General features: G+C 34.1%; 18 protein-coding genes. 1 reads left to right on the plus strand and 17 read right to left on the minus strand.

What is annotated here, in order from left to right; genetic code table 11:
- Positions 1–11 precede the first annotated feature (11 nt).
- From AC6I5B_RS13245 to AC6I5B_RS13280, 8 genes are all read right to left on the minus strand, one after another.
- Positions 12–1,526: a lipopolysaccharide biosynthesis protein gene (locus AC6I5B_RS13245; RefSeq protein WP_004611140.1), complete on the minus strand. Its 1,515-nt coding sequence runs from the start codon at positions 1,524–1,526 to the stop codon at positions 12–14.
- Positions 1,516–2,421: a beta-1,6-N-acetylglucosaminyltransferase gene (locus tag AC6I5B_RS13250; protein WP_004611141.1), complete on the minus strand. Its 906-nt coding sequence runs from the start codon at positions 2,419–2,421 to the stop codon at positions 1,516–1,518. The genes AC6I5B_RS13245 and AC6I5B_RS13250 overlap by 11 nt, the downstream gene beginning before the upstream one ends.
- Positions 2,422–3,387, minus strand: a complete 966-nt coding sequence (locus AC6I5B_RS13255) for a glycosyltransferase family 2 protein (protein ID WP_004611142.1) — start codon at positions 3,385–3,387, stop codon at positions 2,422–2,424.
- An 18-nt stretch (positions 3,388–3,405) separates the two neighbouring features.
- Positions 3,406–4,506 (minus strand): glycosyltransferase family 1 protein, encoded by a 1,101-nt coding sequence (locus AC6I5B_RS13260; protein WP_022251235.1) that lies wholly within the window; start codon positions 4,504–4,506, stop codon positions 3,406–3,408.
- A gap of 27 nt (positions 4,507–4,533) precedes the next feature.
- Positions 4,534–5,673: an acyltransferase gene (locus tag AC6I5B_RS13265; protein ID WP_270608614.1), complete on the minus strand. Its 1,140-nt coding sequence runs from the start codon at positions 5,671–5,673 to the stop codon at positions 4,534–4,536.
- The gene (locus AC6I5B_RS13270; protein WP_022251084.1) at positions 5,655–6,755 is read right to left on the minus strand and encodes a glycosyltransferase family 4 protein; all 1,101 of its coding nucleotides are present in this window, start codon (positions 6,753–6,755) and stop codon (positions 5,655–5,657) included. Before AC6I5B_RS13270 ends, AC6I5B_RS13265 begins: the two co-directional genes overlap by 19 nt.
- Before the next feature lie 112 nt (positions 6,756–6,867).
- A complete protein-coding gene (locus AC6I5B_RS13275; protein WP_022251085.1) occupies positions 6,868–9,492 on the minus strand; it encodes a VanW family protein in 2,625 nt (874 codons plus the stop codon).
- A gap of 68 nt (positions 9,493–9,560) precedes the next feature.
- Positions 9,561–11,081, minus strand: a complete 1,521-nt coding sequence (locus AC6I5B_RS13280; RefSeq protein WP_022251086.1) for an O-antigen polysaccharide polymerase Wzy family protein — start codon at positions 11,079–11,081, stop codon at positions 9,561–9,563.
- Positions 11,082–11,398: 317 nt separating this feature from the next.
- On the opposite strand from AC6I5B_RS13280, the gene AC6I5B_RS13285 reads away from it, so the two are divergent.
- Positions 11,399–12,646, plus strand: coding sequence for an IS110 family RNA-guided transposase (locus AC6I5B_RS13285; protein WP_044988652.1), 1,248 nt, complete (start codon positions 11,399–11,401; stop codon positions 12,644–12,646).
- 125 nt (positions 12,647–12,771) lie between these two features.
- Here the strand turns inward: AC6I5B_RS13285 and AC6I5B_RS13290 are convergent, their stop codons facing one another.
- The 9 genes from AC6I5B_RS13290 to AC6I5B_RS13330 all read right to left on the minus strand — a co-directional run bounded on the left by AC6I5B_RS13290 (position 12,772) and on the right by AC6I5B_RS13330 (position 23,925).
- Positions 12,772–14,460: an asparagine synthetase B family protein gene (locus AC6I5B_RS13290; RefSeq protein WP_004611152.1), complete on the minus strand. Its 1,689-nt coding sequence runs from the start codon at positions 14,458–14,460 to the stop codon at positions 12,772–12,774.
- Positions 14,461–14,482: 22 nt separating this feature from the next.
- Positions 14,483–15,493 (minus strand): glycosyltransferase family 2 protein, encoded by a 1,011-nt coding sequence (locus AC6I5B_RS13295; protein ID WP_004611153.1) that lies wholly within the window; start codon positions 15,491–15,493, stop codon positions 14,483–14,485.
- A gap of 103 nt (positions 15,494–15,596) precedes the next feature.
- Positions 15,597–16,892 (minus strand): O-antigen ligase family protein, encoded by a 1,296-nt coding sequence (locus AC6I5B_RS13300; protein ID WP_144167173.1) that lies wholly within the window; start codon positions 16,890–16,892, stop codon positions 15,597–15,599.
- Between the two features lie 19 nt (positions 16,893–16,911).
- Complete coding sequence (locus AC6I5B_RS13305) at positions 16,912–18,162, minus strand: glycosyltransferase (protein ID WP_004611155.1); 1,251 nt, start codon at positions 18,160–18,162, stop codon at positions 16,912–16,914.
- Positions 18,163–19,287: a DegT/DnrJ/EryC1/StrS family aminotransferase gene (locus tag AC6I5B_RS13310; RefSeq protein WP_144167174.1), complete on the minus strand. Its 1,125-nt coding sequence runs from the start codon at positions 19,285–19,287 to the stop codon at positions 18,163–18,165.
- Positions 19,288–19,290: 3 nt separating this feature from the next.
- Positions 19,291–19,866 (minus strand): acyltransferase, encoded by a 576-nt coding sequence (locus AC6I5B_RS13315; RefSeq protein ID WP_004611157.1) that lies wholly within the window; start codon positions 19,864–19,866, stop codon positions 19,291–19,293.
- 1 nt (position 19,867) lies between these two features.
- The gene (locus AC6I5B_RS13320; RefSeq protein ID WP_497773392.1) at positions 19,868–20,941 is read right to left on the minus strand and encodes a Gfo/Idh/MocA family protein; all 1,074 of its coding nucleotides are present in this window, start codon (positions 20,939–20,941) and stop codon (positions 19,868–19,870) included.
- 4 nt (positions 20,942–20,945) lie between these two features.
- Entirely contained in the window at positions 20,946–22,235 is a 1,290-nt protein-coding gene (locus tag AC6I5B_RS13325) for an oligosaccharide flippase family protein (protein WP_004611159.1), read from the minus strand.
- Positions 22,225–23,925: an asparagine synthase-related protein gene (locus AC6I5B_RS13330; protein WP_022251087.1), complete on the minus strand. Its 1,701-nt coding sequence runs from the start codon at positions 23,923–23,925 to the stop codon at positions 22,225–22,227. The genes AC6I5B_RS13325 and AC6I5B_RS13330 overlap by 11 nt, the downstream gene beginning before the upstream one ends.
- Positions 23,926–23,947: the final 22 nt, after the last annotated feature.

The following is a 23,947-nucleotide window of genomic DNA, read 5'->3' on the forward strand; positions in this document are numbered from 1 at the left end:
CCCTTCTCAACTTATTTACGTATAATTCCAGTCACCCGTTTTATCAGTGCCTTGAATTCCTTCGGTTCAAATCCCATATTCACTACTACTATTGCCACAGCACTCACAACTCCGGCAGCCAGTGCATATACAAACCAAATAATAAAAGAATCCATCTGCTGTGGTACAAATTTGATTCCTGCAAAAATCAAAAGAATACTCATCACAAGATTTCTCAACACTCTTGCTAATGATTTCCCACCAGAACCTTTAACCAGTTTCTTATGGTTATAAATCATAACTTCAACAGAGCGGTATGCATACGAGCACGCTGTTCCAAACAGAACTCCCGCCATTCCAAATTTATGAATACATAAAACAGATACAATAATATTGATTACTGCTTCCAAAATTGCCTGATACTGTGTCTCTTTATAATGTCCCGCTGCACAGATGATCGTAAGTCCCGGGATTCTTATATTCTGCAAAAGTACAATCACCGTAAACAGTCCTGCGATAACCGGTCTCATATAATTCGTGTCGGTCATATTCATTGTATAGACAGACACAAAAGGTAAAATCAACACTCCCATGCAGACCGTTACTATAAACAAAATAATGATATACATGTATTCATAGGTTGAATAACTTTTTCTCAGTGTCTCACTTTCCCCTTTTGAGATCACCTCTCCAAAACCTGCCGTCAATCCGTTTGAGAAAGATGTCAAAAGCATGTTAACTGCATATACAATTAAATTGTACACACCATATACACTCACTTCTAACAAGGAACCTTTGCCAAGGAGAATCGTCAGCAAAACAACATCTGTATTGTTTACGATAATTCCAACAACTTGGTGGAGAAGTGCAGCCCCTCTCTGAGTCAAAGCAGAAGTAGACGGTTCTACATGAAAATCAAGTTCTGGATAGCGTTTCTTTGCATAGCGCTTTACCAAGAAAAGTCGCAGCATATACACCCCTGTGGCAACTGCCTTTACCCATAATACATTTGCCCCCTGATAAATCAGTGCAATGGATAAAACCATATTCACAAGCGTTCCTGCTGACTGAATCAGAGCCACTATATAGCCCTCTTGGTTTGCTGTCAGCAATACTCTGTATTTTCCCAAAAAGAAATAATCCACAAGTGTACTGCTCGCCAGCACTAAGATCATACTTCTTACAAGTGTGTTATCAAGCTGTCCGGAAATCATAAATGGATACACTACTGTAAGCACTCCTACCAGTCCGAGAAACAGCATCCCCGAACGGTTATAGAAACGTCTTGCAGCAGACAAGACTCCATTTACTTCTTTTGTATTGTTATTTGCAAGCGGTGCATACAAGGCAACTACAGACGCCGTTCCAACCCCAGCCTCCGCAAGTCCCAAATATGCTAAAAACTGATTGATCGAAGTAATCATTCCATTTATGTTTGAGCCATACGCTTCCAGAAAAAATCTTGGCAATATAATTCCGGATGCAAATACGATGACCTGCAAAAATAGATTTGCGACCATATTCTTAAATGCCTGTTCACTTCTCATATGATTTACCTTTCCTTTGTCTATCCATAATCGTATTAAAAACTTTCTCTATAACAGCAGCATCCACTGTCTCATCAAATTTACGCGCAAACAAATGTGGTGCTTGCATCAGTTCCTCATAATCATTCTCTCTCCATACATATGGATTCCCTCGTTTCCAATCAATCAGACGCAGGCTGGCAAAATAGTCATCTTCCAGCGAAAAGACTTTTTTTCTGTATTTACCTGAATTCCAGACAAGTGTCTGTATAAAAAACTCATCTGCGCAAAGTGTCGCATGAAACATCTTATAGATAAGTTCCTTATTTTCTAAAATAAATCCCACTAATTCATGTGTAATGCTCACCCAATTTGCCCCAAGACAGTACTCCATGCTCTCCATATGACGCTTTATGCCAATTCTCCTCTGCAAAAACAGTGATACTTTTTCTACAAACCGAAGAAATCCATGTCCTTCTCGTCCAATTTTCTCCTGCAGCCAGTAATATTGTTCATATTTATATCTGGATTCCTCCCAAAACGTTTTGGGACAAAAATAGATAAATTCTTTTCCGTAGTGCTCACGGAAAAATTCATGTATCTCATCCTGCGTCTTAATCGGTAAATCCACACCACTTATCAAATGATAATATTCATAGCCATGTTCCCACGCTGCCTGAAATAAAATCAGCTCACTTTGAATCTGACTATATCCTCCCCACTGTTCACGGACGTTCTCCACAAAATGCAAAGCAGATTTTTTCACCACACCCTTAAGTTCTTCTCGTTCAAACCTTACATCCATTCCTATATGAATATAAATGTCATTTCTCTCATCATCAAGCAACATCAGCAATTTTCTTAATAATGCAAACTGATGATGCGCTTTGATCAAATATGCATGTTTTTTCATCATTTACTTTTTCTTTTCCTCACTGATAAAGACTAATTTGCGATACAATTCCAGATTTAAAAATAATATCATTGCCGATATTTTTCGATTACGATTAAAATACTTATTTTTTAGGATTCGAATCATATGCCTTCGTATGAATAAAACCAACTCTTTTCTGCCCTCAATGGTTCGATAGTTTTCTTCCAAAAGCATCTTATCAAGTACAATAAAGCGCGACCATAACCAAAGGCACTCTGCTTCTTCCGTCAATGACGGAAATGCTTTCTGCACTACTTTGTAATTTTTCGTATATCCGTCTATAATATCATATAATTGTGGTCGATATGGCTTTCCTGTGATACTGTCCTCTCTGTGTAGATAATAATATTTCGGTTTCGTACCCACCGCAACTTTCTTGATTCTCTGCATCATATCCACAGTAAAGTAAATATCTTCATATAGCTTTCCTTTTGGAAAGCGCAGATCTTCAATGCAGCTTCTGCGAATCAGTTTATTCCAAATTTCTCCGCGAATTGTGTGCCCCTGCAGAATACATCGAAATGCCTCTTCCCCACTACACACAAAATCTTTTTCCTCTTTCTGTTGTTCAATACGGTCACTGTAAACCTCGTAGAGTCCACACGTCGCCATATCAGCTCCTGCCTCTGTCAGCCGGGTATACATATATTCTAGCATATCTGACTCAATATAATCATCACTGTCTATAAAAATGATATATTCCCCTGACGCATGTGGCATTCCTGCATTCCTTGCATCACTCAATCCACCATTTTCCTTATGTATCACTTTTACCCTCGAATCCTGTTCTCCGTATGCATCACAGATTTCCCCGCATCTGTCCGGAGTTCCGTCATCTACCAAAATAACTTCAATATCCGAAAACGTCTGATTTAAAATAGAATCCACACACTTATGAATATATTTTTCTACTTTATATACCGGCACTATCACACTGATTTTTGGCATAATTTTCCTCCATCACTTTTATTTCTTATAATATTCCAATAGCTGTTTTCCCGCTGTCATAATATCATATCCAGCACCTTGAAACTGTTCCTTTATAATAGTATTTTGAACTTCCGTTCTCCCAGCATCTCCCGGTTCCAAAATGCACTCTTTCCATTCTTTTTCATTATGAGCCAATGGCAAAAATGTTACTGCATCTGTAATTTTTACTTCTTTGCTGATCGTATCCGCCATCACACTGTAAACTCCGGATGCCTGCGCTTCCAATGCAACTAACGGCAGGCCTTCAAAGAGCGATGGAAACACAAATACATCCATCGCATTCCATAACTGCGGAATGTCTTTTCTGACCCCCAAAAACTGTACCTGATTTTCTATTGCATATTCCTGCACTTTCGCAGTAATTTGTTCTTTTAACTCTCCATCCCCTATAAGCAGCAAAACTGCATCTTCACGCTCTTTCGCAATCTCATTAAATATATCAATCAGAAATTCATGATTTTTCTGTTCTTCAAACCTACCCACATGTCCAACTACAAACCGATTCTCCACACCAAGCTCTTCTCTGATCTTTTGTCTGGTAGTTTCATTATAAAAAAATTTTTCTACATGCAGTGCATTGTGGATGATATGAAATCGGTCACTTTGCATAGTTTTCTCATCAAACAACCATTTCCCCGCAACTTTACTGCATGCAAAAAAATCAGTGGCATAATGTAAAATCCGCGGCTTGTTCAAACGGTGCAGTATATTTCTCAGCAACCCTGGTGTAGAAGAATTGTGGGAATGTGCGATCACTTTTGGCACCCCTGCTTTTTTCCCAATTTCCAGTGGTACAATGTTTGCAGCAGACAGCATATTCACATGAATTGCAGCATATTTTTCCTCTTTCAATATCTTTAAAAGTTCTCTTCGAAAACGAATCGGATGCCTTTTCACATTGGAAATATAGAAAACTGTTCCTCCCAAAGACTTTATCTCATCCTCATACGCAAGACTGTCATACATGCTGATAAAATCAAACTGCACGCCATATTTCACAAGTTCTCTATAATAATTCATTACGAAGCTTTCTACTCCGCCCGGATTATGGGATAATCCAATTTGTAAGATTCGCATAATTATTTCCTTCCTATTCTCTTCTACTTATTTATCTTTTTCTCTCTTTTCTTTCAGTTTTGATGTAACTCTTCCCACACAATAAAAAACAAATTTACTAATATAATCTAAAATTCCTGAGAGAAATAGAGAACAGATAAACACCACGGGAACAATAATAATATACCATTCCATTCTTTTAGGCATCTCTATAATTCTAGCATTCAATTTTGGATAAATCAAATTATCAAAAATAAACGAAACTAAATATATTCCTAATGACAATTCTGAAATTTTCGTTATAATACTTTTCAAAATATTCGGAATATTATCTAAATTCAAATGCAAAATAAATAAAAACAGAAGAACAGCTAAAATAGCTGGCTGTATACCTTGAAAATAATTGTAATCACTTACTTCGTATGTATTTTGATAACTCCTCATATAGTTAAATACTCCAAATAAAAACAAACTTACAACTAATAATATAAAATTGTTTCTCTTTCGAATTTTAATATCATACTCACTGATATAAGCACCAATAAAATAATATGTCAAGGGCCACAGTGTTGTCCAATAATTAGGAATGATTTTGACCCAATTTTCACTTCCTCCTGGCAATAGTATTCCCTGAATTTTCCTTGAAATTCCCCAAATATTCATCACACTTGGCAATACTGTTAAACTTAACATTGTAATAATTAATCCTATTTTTTGTTTTTTTGATTTCAATCCATTATATAATATATTTATAAAAGGAATCAAAAGGAACAGTCCAATATACATCTCTATATACCACGAATACGGTGCCGCACTAAAGTTTAAAATCATTTTAATGCTTTCTATAATTCCAAATGATCTTTGTGTCGAAATGCTAAAATATACTAGACACGCTATACTAGCCAAAACATATGTTATATATGTCTTTTTTAATCCACTATAATATTTTCTACTCACTACTTTTTTATTCATCAAAAAACCCGTCAAAATTAAAAATAAAGGAACACAAATCATAAAGAAGTTTCTCATCGTTCCCATGAAAAACAATCGTTTTCCGACAACTATCTCTTCATAAAATCCATTGTGTAAAAAAAAATGAACAGATAGTACAGAAAAAACTGCTATAACGCGTATCATATCTAAATTTATATTTCTTTTTTTAGTACTGATTACTCTTCTCCTCCACATAATGTTTCAATTAATTCCTCCCATTCAGAATATATTCTTCTTTTACAAAATTTTTCAATTCCTTTTTCCGTATTCTTTGAAAACAATATTCGTTGTTTTTCATCTATTATTAATGTTTCTATTTTTGCCGCCATCTCCTCAATATGGTACGGTGGAATCAAGTATCCATCTTCTCCCTCATTAATGATTTCCCTCGGACCGGTGGTAATATCGAAGCTTATCATCGGAAGTCCCAACGCTTTTGCCTCTAAGAGTACAAGGGGAAGTCCCTCCCGATAAGACGGCAGCACAAGAAATGCATAGTCTCCATATACCTGATATACATCCTTTACATTGCCCTTTAGAATCAATTGCTTCTCCAATCCATATTCTTCTATCTTCTTCCGAATCTCATCAAGTGTATCTCCTGTTCCATAAAGATCCCACTGCCAGTCCGGATATTTCGGCAACACAAGCTTCGCTGCTTCTACCAACATATCATGTCCTTTTTCCTCGCTGAATCTTCCAACTGTAATAATCTTTTTTGATGTGCTGTCATACGGTCTTCTTGCCTTTAATACTTCTTCCGGTATCCAATTATAGATGCTCTGAATTTTTTTCGGATTTGTCTTGAACCTTTTGATATAATCCTGACGTGTCTGTTCTGTCAATGTCACAATCTTATGAGAAATCAAACCATCCCAAAAGCGAAATGCTGTAATATCTTTCTTCTCCCACTCATTCATCAAGGCACCATGGTCACAAAATACATATTTTGCCTTTGTAAAAAATCGAACCGGTGATACGGTAATTGCCGGATGATTCTCCATTAGGAATACTACATCAATCTCATTTTCTTTTATATACTCCTTAAATGGTTTAAATACACTTGTGATCCGTTTTCGGATTCTGCAGTCTTCTGCCAGTTCCGCTCGATAGTGAATTCTCGGATCCAGATCGTACGGAACATGTTTCCCTTTTCCAAAAATGCCATATATATATACCTCATATGCATCACAAAAAGCGTTGGCAAGTGATGTCGTCACTTGCTCAACGCCTCCTGTTACTGTCATATCATATTCTACAAAACATAATCTCTTCATAATCCACTCCAGTTTGGTCAAACAATACTCATCTATCTCAAAATAAGTTTATACCATAAATCAGAGGGTTTCTCAAGGGGTGTAAGAGATTCTTAAGTTTTTAGAAGTTCTTTTAATAGTATGAACTTGGTAATTGTTCTGTTTTTACAACTTGGCCATTTTTAATATATTTTCTATATGCGACTGCACTTCTGCTTCCACTCCACCAAGATTCTATCGATACGTAATCGTACCAGCTTGGCTGTGTCCCCCATACTTCTGCATATAATGTTTTTCCCTTTGTATAGGTAACGAGTTTCACCGGAAAATTAAAATCATTTCTGATTTTCAAATCTGAGCTCCCATAGTTGACCATTGCATCCTGTCCTATCGGAACATAAGTTGATGGAACAGAGTGATTTCTTCTTTCTACAATTGTAAGACCTGCTCTAAGAGCTGCCCCATACAGTGTTGTACTTGCTTGACAAATTCCTCCGCCATATCCAATGCCGCCAACTACACCAGCTGGTAAATATCCTTCTGCTTTTCCACATGGACCTGCAATATCAAAAAATGAAATAGTCTGTCCCGGCTGAATGACAACTTGGTTAAAACTCTTTAATGCTTTGCTCATATTGTATGTACCGTTAGAATTATTAGTTGAAACAGTAGTAAACTGTGACATACGAGTTCCAAATGCTACCACTCGCCCATCATCACCAATAGAAAGCCCCTCTATAATTACATTTCTAGCCATATATTTTGTATCTGAATAGAAATAATACTTATATCCACCTATCGTTTGCCATCCACTTACCATAAAACCTTGCGAATTTGCGTAATACCATGTTCTTCCGAACGTAACCCACTGATTTTTGTATGGAAAACCGGTTGCCGGATTTTTATAATACTTGTTTCCATTATATTCTCCCCAGCCACCTTCTTTAATCATAATACCATTACCATCAAATCGATATAACACACCTGAAACCACCTGCGTGCTATTTTTTACAATTGCTGCATCATTTCCGCAGTAATAATATGTATCACCAAAACTTATAAATTGGTTTTGATATAAGCTTCCATCTGCTTTTGAAAAATAACGTTTTCCACTTGTTTCTATCCAACCAGTCTTTTTTATTAGGATTCCTGTGTTTTCATCTGTATAATAATATTTATTACCTGCTTTAGCAATTCCATACTGAACACTAGCATCTTCTCCCATACAATATCCTACATCTCCAAAAGTAATTACCTGATTTTGGTACAACATTCCTTCTACATTACTGAAATAACGTTTCCCATCAAAATCAATCCATTGTGCTTTCTTTTGGATAATTCCATTCTCTCCTGAATAATAACTCCTTCCATTGTTTGCCTTGACAATTCCATTTTGAATACTTCCATCGCTTCCCATGTAATAACTTGTATCTCCAAAGCTTATTATCTGATTCTGATACAGTATTCCTTCTACATTACTAAAATACTTTTTTTCTCCCTCCTCTATCCACTGGGCTTTCTTTTGGATCACGCCATCTTTCCCTGCATAATATAGTTTTCCATTACTCGCTTCGACAATTCCACTTTGAACACTTCCATCGTTTCCCATGTAGTAGCATGTATTTCCAAAACTGATCATCTGATTTTGATATAATACTCCTTCAGCATTGCTCAAGTATTTTTTCCCACTCACTTCTATCCACTGGGCTTTCTTTTGGATCACGCCATCTTTCCCTGCATAATACAGTTTTCCATTACTCTCTTTGACTATCCCACTTTGAACACTTCCATCGTTTCCCATGTAGTAGTATGTATTTCCAAAACTGATCATCTGATTTTGATATAATACTCCTTCAGCATTGCTGAAATATTTTTTCCCACTGGCTTCTATCCATTGAGCTTTCTTCTGTATTATCCCGTCTTTTCCAGCATAGTACATCTTCTCATTGCTTGCATTAATAATTCCGCTTTGGACACTTCCATCAATTCCCATATAATAATATGTAGATCCAAAACTAATCATCTGGTTCTGATATAAGATTCCCTCTGCGTTGCTGTAATATCTCTTTCCATCTTTTTCTATCCATTGTGCTTTCTTACATAATCTTCCTGTATACTCATCAAAATAATAACAGCACCCTTGAATCTCTACAATCCCTCTAACTGGCTCTCCATTAACATAATAATACCAACCATCTTGTGTCCAACCACTTGAAATTTTCTGCTCATTGAACCCTTCATTATTATCCTTTAAGCTCTCTTCTACCTTTTCTGAAAATACTGACTTATCAATTACAATTTGTATTTTTTCTGAATTCCCTTTGCTTTCTACACTAACGCTCGTATGACCTTCTGTCTTCGCTTCTATTACATACCATTTTACACCACTCGGAGCATTTTTTAATAACTCTGCTCCTTTTTTTTCATAAAGCAACTGGTCAGAACTAATCTCTTTTACCTGTATTAAATTGCTATTTTCTTCTGTTATTACAAGTTCATCATACATGTTTTCTGAATTACATAATACATAAAAACAAGCGCTTTCTCCGACTGCTATTTTTATCTGTTCACAACTTAACAAAATATCATTCTTTTCTTCTTTGTTTTCCAATTCAGTAGCATTTTCCATATGCTCCGATTCCGCTCGAAAAACAACTTGCTCCATTGGTACAACTTGGCTCTCTGCAGCCTCTACTCTGAGTGTCCCACTATTACAAATCATAGACAATATCATTCCAAAAGCAATTATTTTTTTCATCAATAATTCCCCCTCACTCTTTTGACTTTTTAATAATAGGTTCTTGCAATTTCTTTAATATTTTTATTCTACAATTCAACATCCGTTTTGGGATATAGATGTAGTATTTTTAATATATTTTGTATCCACTTACATTTCATACAAATATACGCTCCTAAATAGCACGCTAAAATACATGCCCAAAATTGAGCTGTAACGATAAAAGAAAGCCATCCCGTCGCTTCTGCTCTTGGAATCAAAAAGATTGTTGTTAATGACAATAAGAAGATAGTGTCCAACAATGTATTTCTCCCCAATCTTTTCAACATATAAACCAATAAAATTCCTAAAATTAAATTAAATAGAATTAAACCAATATATCCAAAATCAACATATGTCTCCAATATATAAGACGATCCCCAACCTTGACCGTTTAAATAGTCATCTTTCCTTACTAAATATGAAAAATTATGGCTAAAATTATTACTCAAAGTTCCATTTGTCCAATTGTTGCCTTCCGGCAAAGGATCTGTTCCAAAAAGCATTTGCCCAATTCTTCCATGAACAATATAATCAATCATTCCTCCGAATGTATAATTGCGCCACGGACGTTCTGGCAAGTTATTTCGATATCCATACGCAATACTTAATACATTAAAAGTTACTCCTTGTCCATAGAAAAAGTCAAAAAATAATTTAAAAATATTTTTTTGTGCTATTGCCACACCACTTCTTACATATGCATAAACCGTCATAAAAATTAAAGAAGTTGGAATTGAAATCACTAATATTACTTTTTCAATTTTTCCAATCCACTTTTGTCTTTTTTCATATATATCACGCATTATATAGTATAAAAAAATAAAAATACTATTTAACATAATCGGATTTCTCACTCCTATAAGAAGTTCTGGAATTGCAGATAATTCAAACAAGAAAAGTGGTGTAAAAGCTCTTTTTTTACTTGGGAATGTAGCCAAAAAAACACACAAACTATATTTCATAAAAGAAGCAATCGTGTAAAATATCCCAGGTAATTGACTATGAAACCCCGCATAATATTCTACATAACTTCTCCCTTGCATATATAACAGTTTTTCTCCTTCTTGCACTAAGAAAAAACACATTGTTATATAAAAAGCAAGCATTGAAACAACTTGTAAATTATTTCGAAATTGTATTTTTTTCTGATTTTTTTCCTGATTATTATCATTATTCCTTTCAACTTTTTGATAAATATGCTCTCCTATAACTGCTCCTATATATATAAACAACATGGACAATAGAATAACATTTATTGAAAAGTATATATTTTCAGGTGCTTGCCCAGATTCTAACCACCATTTTTCACCTCTAAGCATTCCTATAAATGGTCTAGAAATCAAAAATGTAAAAATAGTAATGTGGAGTATTAAAAATATAACCCTATCTTTCGTGTTTTCAAAAACATAAATTATATTATGAATCAACAGAAATATCATACTTGTACACAAAACATTAAAATTCTTTATAGAATATCCAATAATTACTGACACACCACTTATTATCAAACACAACAAGCGTGTAATTTCTTTTTTTGAAAATTTGAATACAATATTTGTCTTTTTCATTTTTATATCCATTCCTTTCGCTTTGCTCAGGCACAAAACGTTATGAAAACAGTTTTCTACCCGGCTTTTTTTCTTTATAATTCTTTTTGTAGGGAACTCGGTATACTACAAATCACGGGGAGGTGAGTAGGCTGTTCCTCTTCTGGAATGACTGTATTTTTATATGTGTAGTTCGCCTTTTCAAGCACAAATAAGTGTGACACCAAGCACGTAATCTTATCTTTGTATAAACTACTTCGTTTATGGCTTAGGCGTTCAGTCAATGCCGTCTCTCCCTATAATCTTTAGTGAACCTTTTGGTTCTGAAAGGAGTCCCTATGGCTTTAAAAATCGTGTACAAAATTTGTTGTGGTATCGATGTCCACAAAAACTTTGTAGTGGCTTGCATTGCTAAAACGGATAAGCAAGGCGTTACCACTTATGAGCGCCATCACTTTTCAACCTACACGAAAGGACTGAAACAGTTGCTCAAATGGCTGCTCGACCGTAATTGCAAGGATGTCTGTATGGAATCTACAGGTAAATATTGGATTCCCGTTTACAATGTCTTAGAACACGACTGTTCCATTGTCCTTGCTCATCCGAAATATGTTAAGGCTATCCGTGGTAAAAAAACTGACAAGAAAGATGCGAAATGGATTGCTGACCTGTTTAAACATGATCTTGTTGCCGGTAGCTTTATGCCTCCTGCTGACATCCGTCAACTCCGTGACCTTATGCGTTACCGTTTCAAACTGACCTGCTTTAAGTCCAGCGAAAAGAATCGTTACCAGAATTGTCTCACGGTTTCCAACATCCAGTTGGGGAACGTTGTCTCGGACACTTTTGGTAAGAGTTCTCAAAAGATTATTGCTAAAATCCTTGAAAATCCTGATGATACTTCTTTTGATATCGGATCTTTAATCCATGGTTCCATGAAAGATAAACTTCCTGAACTGGAACTCGCCATTGACGGATATATCACTCCGGAACAGGCTGCTAAATTAAAGATCATTAAAGAACATTTTGATAACCTTGAAGCCCGGAAAGCAGAGTTAGAAGAACTCATTCTTGCGCTCGCCAATCCCTATCAGCAGGAAATTTCCATTATCCTAACCGCTCCAGGTTTTAAGAACACCTTTACTGCTATCGGTATCATCTCCGAAATCGGAACAAACATGGAGGCTTTCCCTTCGGCGAAACACTTATGTTCATGGGCTGGTCTTACTCCAACCAACAATGAAAGTGCAGGGAAGAAAAAATCTGTCCGGGTTTCCAAGGCCGGATGCTATATCAAACCACTTCTTGTACAGTGTGCAAACGCTGCGATCAAGAGCAAAAAGCATCCTGAAATTCGTGACCGCTACCTCCGTATCAAAAAGCGTCGCGGTCATAAGAAGGCAATCATTGCTATTGCAAGAATGCTTCTTACAGCATTATACCACATGCTCAAAAATGGTGAGAATTATAATTCAGATTTATACCAAAAATCTGATATTCTTCCGACAACCCGTGAAATCACGGTTGAGCAGGCTATTTTAATGGCTCAGTTTCAAGGTTTCCGCATCAAGTCAGCAACGGAATAACCTGTAACTTTGTCTACATATTCAATTTTCAAAGCAGCCACCGTAAGATGGCTTTGTTGTGATACGATTAAGGTAATGGATAACCTCTACTTTTCATTTTCAATCTTCTCTCCATTTATTATATTTTAACAACTATACTGCTTATATACCGAAAGTACTGTTAACATAATCATTTTATCCTGCATTCTTCCTGTTTTCTGTATTTCTTCAATATATCCCTTTATCTCCAAATCCTCTACATATTTTAAGGTTTTTTGATAATATTCATCTACAAATTTTCTTATGTTTTGATTTTTTTCATACCAATACTCAAAAGGATTCATTGTTCCTTTATAATTCCATTCTGAACGATAAAAAACTTTCTTCTGAATTGGCAACAAAAATTTTAAAAGTAATATGTTCCACATTACTCGTAGTTTAAGTTTTAATTTAGCACTATTCGGTTTACACATAGTTCCTGCATAGGTATATTCCAATGCTTCTGGATATTTTTTATTCAACCACTTCATATATATTTTTCCAGTTATACGTTGTTCTAGAGGAATCGAAAACATTAAATTCAAAAAATCTATATCGGCAAAAGGTGAATAAGTTTCTATGTATTTTTGCCTAATCAAATGTGTACTCATCCCCGCTAAAATCCCTCGCGTATAAAATTTAAACATTTCATCGTTTTCATATTGTTTTAAGCAGGAATCATCAATATTTATTTTTAATAACTTACTAACTCGGTACTTATCATCAATCATAGGCTCTCTTAAGACAGGTTGTTCATTAAAACTTCCCTCGTATACATCTCCCAAAATTCCTGTATGCTCTATACCAAAATAAGTTTTGTCTAAGACTTTCAAAAAGTCTCGCCCCCCTGTTATTCCGGCGAAATAGCAAAGCCCAAAATTTTCTTTTACCAAATCGTCTACCTCATAGATAAACTTTGCATTATCCAGTGCCTTAAAAATATAATCGTTTCCTAACTCCCTAACTAACTTTTCAGCAATCTTTCGTTCATATGCATTCATTTGGCTATAACAAATGTTCGTAATTTCTTTATACCCTAATGCTTTTGCTACAAAACTAATTGTTCTTGCATCCATTCCCCCACTAATATCTATTAACGAGCGATATCCATACTCTTTATCCTTATCCAATTCTCGTTTTAAAGCCCTCTGAAAAGTCTTATCAATCAACTCAATTAACTCTTCTTCTGTTTTTTGCAATAAATTTTTATTGCTAAATCTGAAATAAACCACTTCACTCATTTGCCATTGATTTTTATATAAATAATTTCCTGGAAATATACGTTTTATTTCTTTTACACAAGTTCTATTATCTATCATATAGCCAAAATACAAAAGATTTTTTATTCCGTCTTTATCTATAGAGTATTTTAATTTCTTGTATTTAAACACTTCAATAAGTCGATTGAAATCCGTGGAAACAAAAAACTCATCTTTTTCATTGTTATAAAAAACGGCTCTTTCTCCTAATTGATCTACAAATACATTGACCTCTTGAGATATTTTATCTATTACTACTCCATTAAAACTCCCTCGCAGTAAATTTACAAACTCCAATCTGCCTGTTTTATATAAATCAATTATTGTTAAGCTCCAATTATTTTGTTGACAATTTTTTAGAATTTCTTTCTTATTAAAAATAACTCCGTCCAATAAAATAAAAAAATCCTGAGTATCTACAATTACTTTATCTTCAACGAATCTGTTCCCTTTATCAAACCAATAGAAATACTCTGTTCCTGAAATCTTTTTTCCTTCATTCCCTATTTTTTCGTTTCCAATCCACCATTCACTCATACCTTTTCCTCTTGTGTCTGTTTTAAACTTCTCTATTTATTTTCTTGCTCCACCTAGGCATTCTTATTAATCCAACCACTGTCCCTACTCCATATGAAATATGAAGTGAAATAAATATAAATGGTAATAATAAGTAATATACATATTTTTTCTTTTCTTTTAATACCGCAAGCACAGACATACTAATGTTTACCATTCCATATAATAAGATAAGTACTATGAAAGGGCTCATCTTACCTAGTGCAACCATTATTAAAGAAAACATCAATGCTATAACAAAACTTAACGGAACAAAATGATAAATAGAAAAACATCTCGGACAAATCCCAACTGTAAGACCTATCCAATATCCATTTCCATATTTTTGCTTAATCATACCTCGCCATGTATTTCTCGTATGTTGATAAGATATAATTTTAGGATTATAACATATTTTGTACCCAGCTTTTAGAATTCTATAATGCATTTCATTGTCTTCTGTCCTACCTAAATTCTCATTAAATAGTCCTGCTTTTTCAAAAACTTCTCTTCTATATGCTCCATGGAATACAGATTTAACATATGTTTTATGATGGCTTCTCCTATACGTCGCAATACTGCTTCCAAACATAGACTTTTCCGCAAGCAGAAGAGTATGTTTCCAAGGTGAATCATCCTCTGCAATATTAGGTCTTGGACCGCCCGAAACATCTTCTCCACTTTCAATACATTGTACATTTTTAGATACAAATTCTCGTGGAATCATAGTGTGTGCATCAATTCTAATAATAATATCTTCTGAGGAATTTTTAATGGCAATATTCCAGCCAGCTGCTTGTTTTTTCTTTGGATTATCAAATACCTTTACCCTCAAAAAGCCATTTTCTTCTTCTGCAAATTTTTCCATTAACACCCTCGTCCTATCTGAAGACATCGAATTTACCAATATAACTTCCATTTTATTATGTGGATAGTCTTGATTTTTTATATCTGAAAATAATGAAGTCAATGTCTTTTCTTCATTATATGCAATAATACACACTGAAACTGTCATTTTACTCTCCTCTAGTCCCTAAATCTATTTACACTCACTTGTAGTATAGCATATTTAATTTAATCAAATATTAATATTTTCTAAATATTCCCATACTCTCTGTTTATTTTTTTTGATTAAACAATATAGCATATCCTGTATAATAGCTAAAACTCATAATATATAAAAAAGGCAAATTAAGACTTGTCACAAGTGACATCAACAGAAAAACTACACTATTATACAATATAAAATTATAATATTTTCTTTTTTGGTAAACTCCACAAATTGTTTTTAAAAAAGCCACAGCACATAGACCAAAGAAAAGAACTCCTCCAAAAATCCCTTGATCATATGTAAATTGCAAAAAATTGTTATGTGCATTAGCTCCAACATCACCATTCCTATCTGTGACGATATGTTCTCTGCTAGGATGTCCAAAAACATTCACAGATTCTATTACTTTTTTCCAAATTCCTATTCTTCCTGACGAATAATTTTCTGCTCCACCCGCATGTTTATCTTTTCCTTCGATTCTTTCAACATAACCTTCAACTACATCATCAATTTTTGCCTCTTGTTGTTTTTGAGACGTGTGCATTGTAGAATTAATCTGGAGCATTCCATATGTAAATCCGCAACTCAAAATACTGATTGCTGCAACAATGGTTAGAATTTTTTTCCATTCTGCAGAGTTAAAGAATTTTTGCCAAACAAGCCAAACTAAGCCCACTGTAACAGCAGCTAACGTCGTAGTCCTACTTCTCGTGTAGAATACTGTTGATATCATAACTGCCATGAATATAAGCAATACGAACTTTTCTTTTTTACTTGTTGTTATCAAATTATATTTATACAATATCAAAGGTAACACCGCACAAATGTATTGTCCCACTGCATTAGCGTTTCCTGCTAATCCTCCAAATGCTTCCGAAGTTATCGGCACTATAATTAAGGATGCAATAATAAATCCCATAACAGGATACACAAATCCTCTATACAAGGAAATTAACAGAGTATCATAATCTCCTCGACTTGACCAAACGATAAAAAGCATAGGAAATAAAATTAACCACACACATGCCAACGGCAAATATTCTATTGAAGTCACAAATCCAGATAACATTCGAATACAGCCAAATATCATCCATAATCCTACAATCTTCTTATCCCATACTGGTTTTCTTAATTTCCCATCAATAGAAAAAAAGATGATAAGAACTAAAATAATACTTCCTATTACGCATTTAATCAAAAGGTGAACACTGACTGATGTACAACTATAAAACAATGCACAAATTGTTATCATAGCAAATAGAATTGGCAAAATTTGGTTTTTTACCTTTGATGAAATACAATTTGCCTTTATTTCTAATACTGAAACAACTTTATACAATACTGTCTCATATACTCTTATCATATACTCTCCTCTCTATTCTTCAATTCAGATTTAGAATCTCATCATAAAAATCATTGTAATTTTTTTCTGCATCAAAATATTTTCTACTCGTTTCGTATGCGTTCTCATTGATTTTTTCTTTATGTTTCACATCTAAAAAATAAATTTTTTTAATCGCATTTACAAGCTGCTCATTTGAAAAATCACTCGATAATAAAACTCCATTTGTACCATCTATTACAATTTCCGGAGTTCCTCCAACTTCTGTTGCTATCGCAGGTATCCTATGAGCCATTGCTTCCATAATAGAAACCGGCAACCCTTCTGTTGTACTGAGATTCACAAACAAATCTACATTTGTTGTCTCATAAAATCTTAACACTTCTTCATTTTTCACATTTCCTCTAAATTGAATTTTAATTGATGACAAATATTTGTGACAAAACTCTTTTAGTTCCTCTTCGCTTGAGCCGCTTCCAAAGCATGTCCATTGTATTTGTTTTGTAATCTCAGGATTTTCTTCCTGTATTATTTTTAATGCTTCTGCCAAACGAATAACCCTTTTTAGTGGAATAATATTCGAACATGTTACAATGTGAAATTTTTCTTTCTTTTTCTTATCTGAATTGGAAATTATCATAACTCCCAAATATTTTTTTTCGATTTTACAAGAAAACTGTTGATATTCTTTTTGCAAATATTTTTCCCCTTGTTCAGAGCAAGGATATACTTTTGATATATTTTCAAATATTCTTTTTCTAAACGGAAATTCTTCTCCGTTATTCCGTTCTTTGTACAAATCATATCCATGCGCTCTGCTCACAAAAATTCTTTTCCCTAACAAATCAAATCGCTTCAATAATCGATAAGCTAAATATACTGTATCTGAAAACCAATATGAATATATAATAAAATCTTCTTGTTGAAAAATCTCTCTTATTTTCAGAACTGCCTGATGCTCTTTTAACAATGTTTCTAAATGAAATGATAAACTTCTTCTTTTCTCAAACATTGTTTTATGCTTTTTCAATTCTTCTCTCAGTTCTTTCGAAAATAAACTCGGAATTAATTTTATATAAAAACAAATTTTTTTATATTTAGACCAATCACATAATGGAATTACCTTAACATTTTTAGGCACTATTCTCTCTTTTTCCTTTAAATTTGCCCTATAAACTAAAATAATGATTTCTTCAAATTTTTTAGCTGCAACTTGAATCTCGCTTTCGATAAAAGATTCTCCAGAACCATAGGGAAAATTTTTAGTAATCATAAACAATCGTTTTGCCATTTATGACATCCTCTTCCTGACTTCACTACAAATTTTTTCAAAATCTTCATCTTTCATATATGGATGCATCGGAAGAGACAAGACTGTTTTACATAATTTTTCTGTAATCGGACACTCCACATATTCTTTATTTCCTGCAAAAGCCTGTTGTTTGTGCATCGGTTTTGGATAATAAACCATTGTTGGAATTCCTTGGTCTTTTAAATATGCTTGTAATGCATCTCTTTCTTCTTCCGAATCTAATTGCAGTGTGTATTGAGCCCAGCTGGAATACATCTTAGAAGGAACCACAGGTGTCTTCACAATATCCTTTAACAATTCTGTATATTGATCTGCAACTTTATTGACCGCATCTAATTCGTATTCTTTAAACGCTTTCAATTTCACTTGCAAAATAGCTGCCTGAATCGTGTCTAATCTTGAGTTCCATCCAATACGAACATTATCATATTTGAAAGAGCCCTTTCCATGTACACGAATTGATTTTAAATACTCTGCCACCTCATCATCATTTGTAAAGATAGCACCACCATCACCGTAGCATCCTAGTGGTTTTGCCGGGAAAAATGATGTCGTTGCTGCATCACCAAAGCTGCACGCTCTTCTTTCACCGATCATTCCGCCAAATCCTTGTGCTCCATCTTCTAATAAAAGCAAATCATATTTTTTCGCTAATGCTTCCAATGTTACGTAATCTGCAGGTTGTCCAAATAAATCAACTGCAATAATTGCTCTCGGTGTTAACTTTCCTTCTTCAATTACCGCTTTGATTGCTTTTTCTAATGATTCTGCATCTGCATTAAATGTATCTTGGCACACATCATAAAATACAGGTGTTGCGCCTTCAAAAGACACCACCTCTCCGGAAGCGAAAAAGGTAAAATCAGGAACAAAGACAGCATCTCCTTCTTTGATATTCCACGCCATCATCATCATAGTCAGTGCATCTGTTCCATTTCCACATGTAATACAGTGTTTCACACCGACATACTCTGCCAATTCTGTCTCTAAATCACTTACCTGTTTTCCGCTAATAAAATTACAATCAGATGCCACTTGTGTCATTGCCGCATCAATATCACTCTTTAATGCTTCATACTGTGCTTTCAAATCTCTAAACTGCATATTCTACTTCCCTTCTGTCACTTCGTAAAGTTTTTCATCATTTGTTTCATATTTTCTTCCACACTTTGAGCATGTTGTATTTTCATGCAATACCTCTCCACATTCACAAACCCATCCAATTTGTTTTGCCGGTACTCCTGCCATCAATGCATAGTCTGGAACATCTTTTGTAACAACTGCTCCTGCCGCGATCATCGCCCACTTTCCAATTGTATGTCCACATACAATTGTCGCATTTGCCCCTACTGTTGCTCCTTCTTTTAACAACGTTTTTTTATATCCAACGCTTCCTTTCGGATACTTGGCTCTCGGAGTCAGATCATTGGTAAATACCATTGATGGTCCACAAAATACATAGTCTTCCAATTCAACTCCTTCATAGATTGCGACGTTGTTTTGAACCTTTACTCCATTTCCGATTTTTACATTATTGGATACATTCACATTTTGACCAAAGGAGCAGTTATTACCAATAACTGCTCCACTTTGAATGTGTGAAAAATGCCAAATTTTTGTACCCTGTCCAATTTTTACGTTCTCATCAACATAACTGCTCTCATGTACAAAATATTCACTCATTTTAAAACTCTCCTGTCATATCTACACTTGCGAATTTATCTAATGGTAATTTTACCGCTTTTCCTTCTTTCTGACTCTTATAAATAGCTAACACAAGTTCCAATGCATTTCTTCCTGCATATGCATCTACATATGGCGCTCTGTCATTTTCAATCGCATCGATCACATCTGCATAAAGACTTGTATGTCCGTTTCCATATACATTACTTGTTGCTTCCTCCAAGCCTTTGTTTGCCTGATCTTCTTCTGTCTCATCTGCAAAATTCCATACATCAATATTATTTGTTGATTTTCCGCCTAATTTTACAGTTCCTGTCTCTCCAAACAGATATAATGTCTCCTCTAAATTTTGAGGATACACATTCGTTGTTCCTTCAATTGTAGCAACTGCTCCATTTTTAAATTTTACAACTGCCATACCGATATCTTCTGCCTCTAAATAGTCATGGAACTGCTGTTTTGTCACACCATATACTTTGTCAATCTCATTTCCCAGCATCCAGCGAAGCAAGTCAATTCCGTGAATACACTGGTTCATAAGCGCTCCACCGTCCTGAGACCATGTTCCTCTCCATGGCGCCTGTGTATAATAATTCTCGTTTCTGTTCCAACGCACATGAATAGAACCATGAGATAACTTTCCAAATCTTCCTGCTTCTAACGCTTTTCGCATTTCCTGAACTGCAATATTAAAACGATTCTGATGACATGCAGATACCTTAACACCTTTCTCTTCAGAAAGTTTAATAATCTTATCTGCATCTTCAATGCTCATTGCCATAGGTTTTTCAATAATCACATTGATATTATGCTCAATACAATATAAAGCGATTTCTGCATGAATGCCACTCTCTGTGGCAATTCCCACAAGATCAAGTTCATTTTCTTCCACTAACTTTTTATAGTCTGTATATCGTTTGATACTTGTATCATTTTGCAAATCATGCTTCGCTAATACCTCTTCCATATGTTCCGGTACAACATCACACACTGCTACAAACTCTAACTTGTTGTTGATAACTGCTTTTACATGATTTGTGGAAATACGTCCACATCCAATAAGTGCATATTTCATAATATTAGTTCTCCTTTTTTAAACTTTTCACTTTGTACAATAAAGCCGGCATTGAAATTACAACTGATATCATAACAACTAATACCGTTGCAAGTGCAGCTCCTTCTGATCCCATACGCTGAATTAAAAAGATATCCAAAAAGATATTTGCCGTACCTGCCAATACACTGACAATTAAATTCACCTTGACATTTTTCAACATCGCTAATATGTTCCCTGCTGGAATTCTAAATGTGCCCGAAAGGAAATAATTAAATGCTAGGATTCTAAAAGATGCCAGGCTATCCATATATTCTGCTCCCCACAATAACTTAATAATCCATGGAGCCAATATAATCAAACCAAGAGAAATGGCACCGTTCACTGCTGCTAACACTTTAAAAAGTACAATCATCTTTTCTTTAAGCCAGTTATAATTCAAATTGTTCTCTGCAAAATACGGATATATAAATGTTATAATCCCTAATGGTATAAAAGTCAATGCTGATGGAATTAATGTAGCCGCCTTATAAGATGCAATTACCTGAGAATCCTGTATATACACTCCTATTAGATAAACATCCAGTAAGTACAAAATCTGTGACAAAGCATTGCTCATACAGCAGATAATAGAATACTTGATAATTCCCACTTTTTGTTTTACATTTAACTGTTCACTCTTATATGATATGATCTCTTTATAGTTACAAAAAATAACTCCTTGAACAATACTAATCATATAGGCAATATATCTCCCTATAATAACTCCCGAAATTCCGAACAGAAATGCACCTGCACAAGAACTAACAAAATATGTAACTGTATTGATATTCAGCATTAAAGCGTATTTCTTGTTTTCTTTTCTACATCGCAAAATTGTGCACAAATAGTTAAATACATAATCTAACAAAGGCACTAGACACATTAATAAGATATATTTTTGGGTTCCACCAATAGCAACTGGAACCCATTTCACATAAAGAAATACTAAAAGTGCCAAAATTCCGTTGATTATCAAACCAAAATTCATTCCATATTTAAAGTATAGTTTTTTTTCTTCCTCCGACCGATTTTCAGATCCATACTGCAATACTCCACTAAGCATGCCCAAACCACTAACTAAAAGGAAAAAACTGATAATATTATTTGCATATCCAAATATCCCGTACTCGGACTTTGTTAAAAATCGAACTATAAAAATATTGGTAAAAAAAGATAATACTTTGTTTACAACATTGGTACCTAATATATGTACTGCACCTTTATCTATAATCCATCTTATCTTACTCATTAATTCTTGCTTTTTACTTGACATATATTTTTTTTACTCCTGCTATTGCTGTTAATACTAACATTTTATCTATAGCATTTGAATGCTCGAACATGTTCTTTATCTGACTTATGTCATTGTTTTCCAATTGCATAAGATATTCTTCGTTTTCCCTGTAGTAAGTATTTAAAAACTCTCTTATTTTTTCATCTTGACTATACCAATATTCAAACGGATTCATTGTATCTGTATACTGCTTTTTCATAACATACTTTTCAATGATATGCTTTATCTTTACTCCAATCAATTTAATCTTACTTCTTATCTGCCAGCACTTTGTCATTTTTACTCTTGTTTTCTCCCAAACAAAATGCAAAGCATCTGGGTATTTTTTTTCAATCCATTTCAAATAAAGATTGTGATTTTTTCTTAATTCAAACGGAATTGTAAGACACATATCCATAAAGTCAATATCCAAAAACGGTGAAGACACTTCTGTATAATTTTGTCTTATAAAATGAGTCGAACATACTCCTAAAAAACCTCTTTCATAAATAGCAAAAACCTCTTTATTTTTATGTTTCTTTAATATTGACTCATCAAACTCACACTCAAAATAATTTGAATACCCCTTTTCTCCAAACTTTGGCACTGAAAAGTTTTCCTCTTTTTCTTGATAATAAGTTGATAATAAGGCATCCCCTAATTGTCCTGTATGCTCCAAGCCAAATATTTTCATATTTAATGACTTAAGCAACCGGTTTCCTCCAGTAATTCCAAAATATGTTGCTGCACAGAAATTTTTATCTGTAATTTCTTCAATATCATATAAAAATTTTTTATCATCTAAATATTTAAATATATACTCATGGTTTAAATACTTAGCAATCTCTTTAGAAATTTTTTCATCGTAATATCCTTCTTTACAGTATGATATATTTAGTTGTTCTTTATAGCCCATGTCATTTGCTACCCAACTGACCATTCTGCTATCTAAACCGCCACTTAAATCTACCAAATGTTTATAACCATATTCCTTATCTTTTTCAAATTCCCTTTTAACTGCTTTCCGGAAACTTTGATCAACCAACTCTATCGCTTCATCTTCTGTCATGGAAAGATTTTCTTTATTGCTAATTTGATAATAACGAATGATTTCATATCGCTCTGCATTATTACCAATTATGTTTAATTTCGTTCCTGGTAACAAACGATGAATCTCTTTACAAAAAGTAATATCTTCTAACATATAGCCATATGTGAGCATACATTTTACCGCCATCTCATCTGCTGTTAAAGATATACTATTGTATTTTAAAACTTTTAACATGTAATTATAATTTGAGGAAATAAGCATTTTATCTTTATGAAAATAATAATATACTGGTCTGTCTCCTACATGATTCGTATATACTGTAAATACCTTTTTGTTCCCATCATATATACCCCCATTAAAACATCCCCTTAAAACACTCGGAAAATTTTCTTGTAAGACAAGTTTTTCAAACAACTTCTGCCATATACTTTCTCGTTTTTCTTCTAACAATTCTTTTTTATTCAGTATAACCCCATCCAACAAACAAATTTTTCCTTTTTCAAACCTAAACACGGTATCCTTTTCAAACTTGTTCATCACATTCACAAAGATATTATACCCATCCACAAAATACTGTTTTGTATTAGATTCATCTAGAAAGCTAATATCTATGTTTTTTGCAATAACCCAACCATACATATTTTGTTCTCCCATGATTTTC

The organism is Faecalimonas nexilis, assembly GCF_059731825.1.

Coding starts and splice junctions, on each gene's coding strand:
- AC6I5B_RS13245 (WP_004611140.1), bottom strand. CDS start 1,526: ATGAGAAGTGAACAGGCATTTAAGAATATGGTCGCAAATCTATTTTTG.
- AC6I5B_RS13250 (WP_004611141.1), bottom strand. CDS start 2,421: ATGATGAAAAAACATGCATATTTGATCAAAGCGCATCATCAGTTTGCA.
- AC6I5B_RS13255 (WP_004611142.1), bottom strand. CDS start 3,387: ATGCCAAAAATCAGTGTGATAGTGCCGGTATATAAAGTAGAAAAATAT.
- AC6I5B_RS13260 (WP_022251235.1), bottom strand. CDS start 4,506: ATGCGAATCTTACAAATTGGATTATCCCATAATCCGGGCGGAGTAGAA.
- AC6I5B_RS13265 (WP_270608614.1), bottom strand. CDS start 5,673: ATGTGGAGGAGAAGAGTAATCAGTACTAAAAAAAGAAATATAAATTTA.
- AC6I5B_RS13270 (WP_022251084.1), bottom strand. CDS start 6,755: ATGAAGAGATTATGTTTTGTAGAATATGATATGACAGTAACAGGAGGC.
- AC6I5B_RS13275 (WP_022251085.1), bottom strand. CDS start 9,492: ATGAAAAAAATAATTGCTTTTGGAATGATATTGTCTATGATTTGTAAT.
- AC6I5B_RS13280 (WP_022251086.1), bottom strand. CDS start 11,081: ATGAAAAAGACAAATATTGTATTCAAATTTTCAAAAAAAGAAATTACA.
- AC6I5B_RS13285 (WP_044988652.1), top strand. CDS start 11,399: ATGGCTTTAAAAATCGTGTACAAAATTTGTTGTGGTATCGATGTCCAC.
- AC6I5B_RS13290 (WP_004611152.1), bottom strand. CDS start 14,460: ATGAGTGAATGGTGGATTGGAAACGAAAAAATAGGGAATGAAGGAAAA.
- AC6I5B_RS13295 (WP_004611153.1), bottom strand. CDS start 15,493: ATGACAGTTTCAGTGTGTATTATTGCATATAATGAAGAAAAGACATTG.
- AC6I5B_RS13300 (WP_144167173.1), bottom strand. CDS start 16,892: ATGATAAGAGTATATGAGACAGTATTGTATAAAGTTGTTTCAGTATTA.
- AC6I5B_RS13305 (WP_004611155.1), bottom strand. CDS start 18,162: ATGGCAAAACGATTGTTTATGATTACTAAAAATTTTCCCTATGGTTCT.
- AC6I5B_RS13310 (WP_144167174.1), bottom strand. CDS start 19,287: ATGCAGTTTAGAGATTTGAAAGCACAGTATGAAGCATTAAAGAGTGAT.
- AC6I5B_RS13315 (WP_004611157.1), bottom strand. CDS start 19,866: ATGAGTGAATATTTTGTACATGAGAGCAGTTATGTTGATGAGAACGTA.
- AC6I5B_RS13320 (WP_497773392.1), bottom strand. CDS start 20,941: ATGAAATATGCACTTATTGGATGTGGACGTATTTCCACAAATCATGTA.
- AC6I5B_RS13325 (WP_004611159.1), bottom strand. CDS start 22,235: ATGTCAAGTAAAAAGCAAGAATTAATGAGTAAGATAAGATGGATTATA.
- AC6I5B_RS13330 (WP_022251087.1), bottom strand. CDS start 23,925: ATGTATGGTTGGGTTATTGCAAAAAACATAGATATTAGCTTTCTAGAT.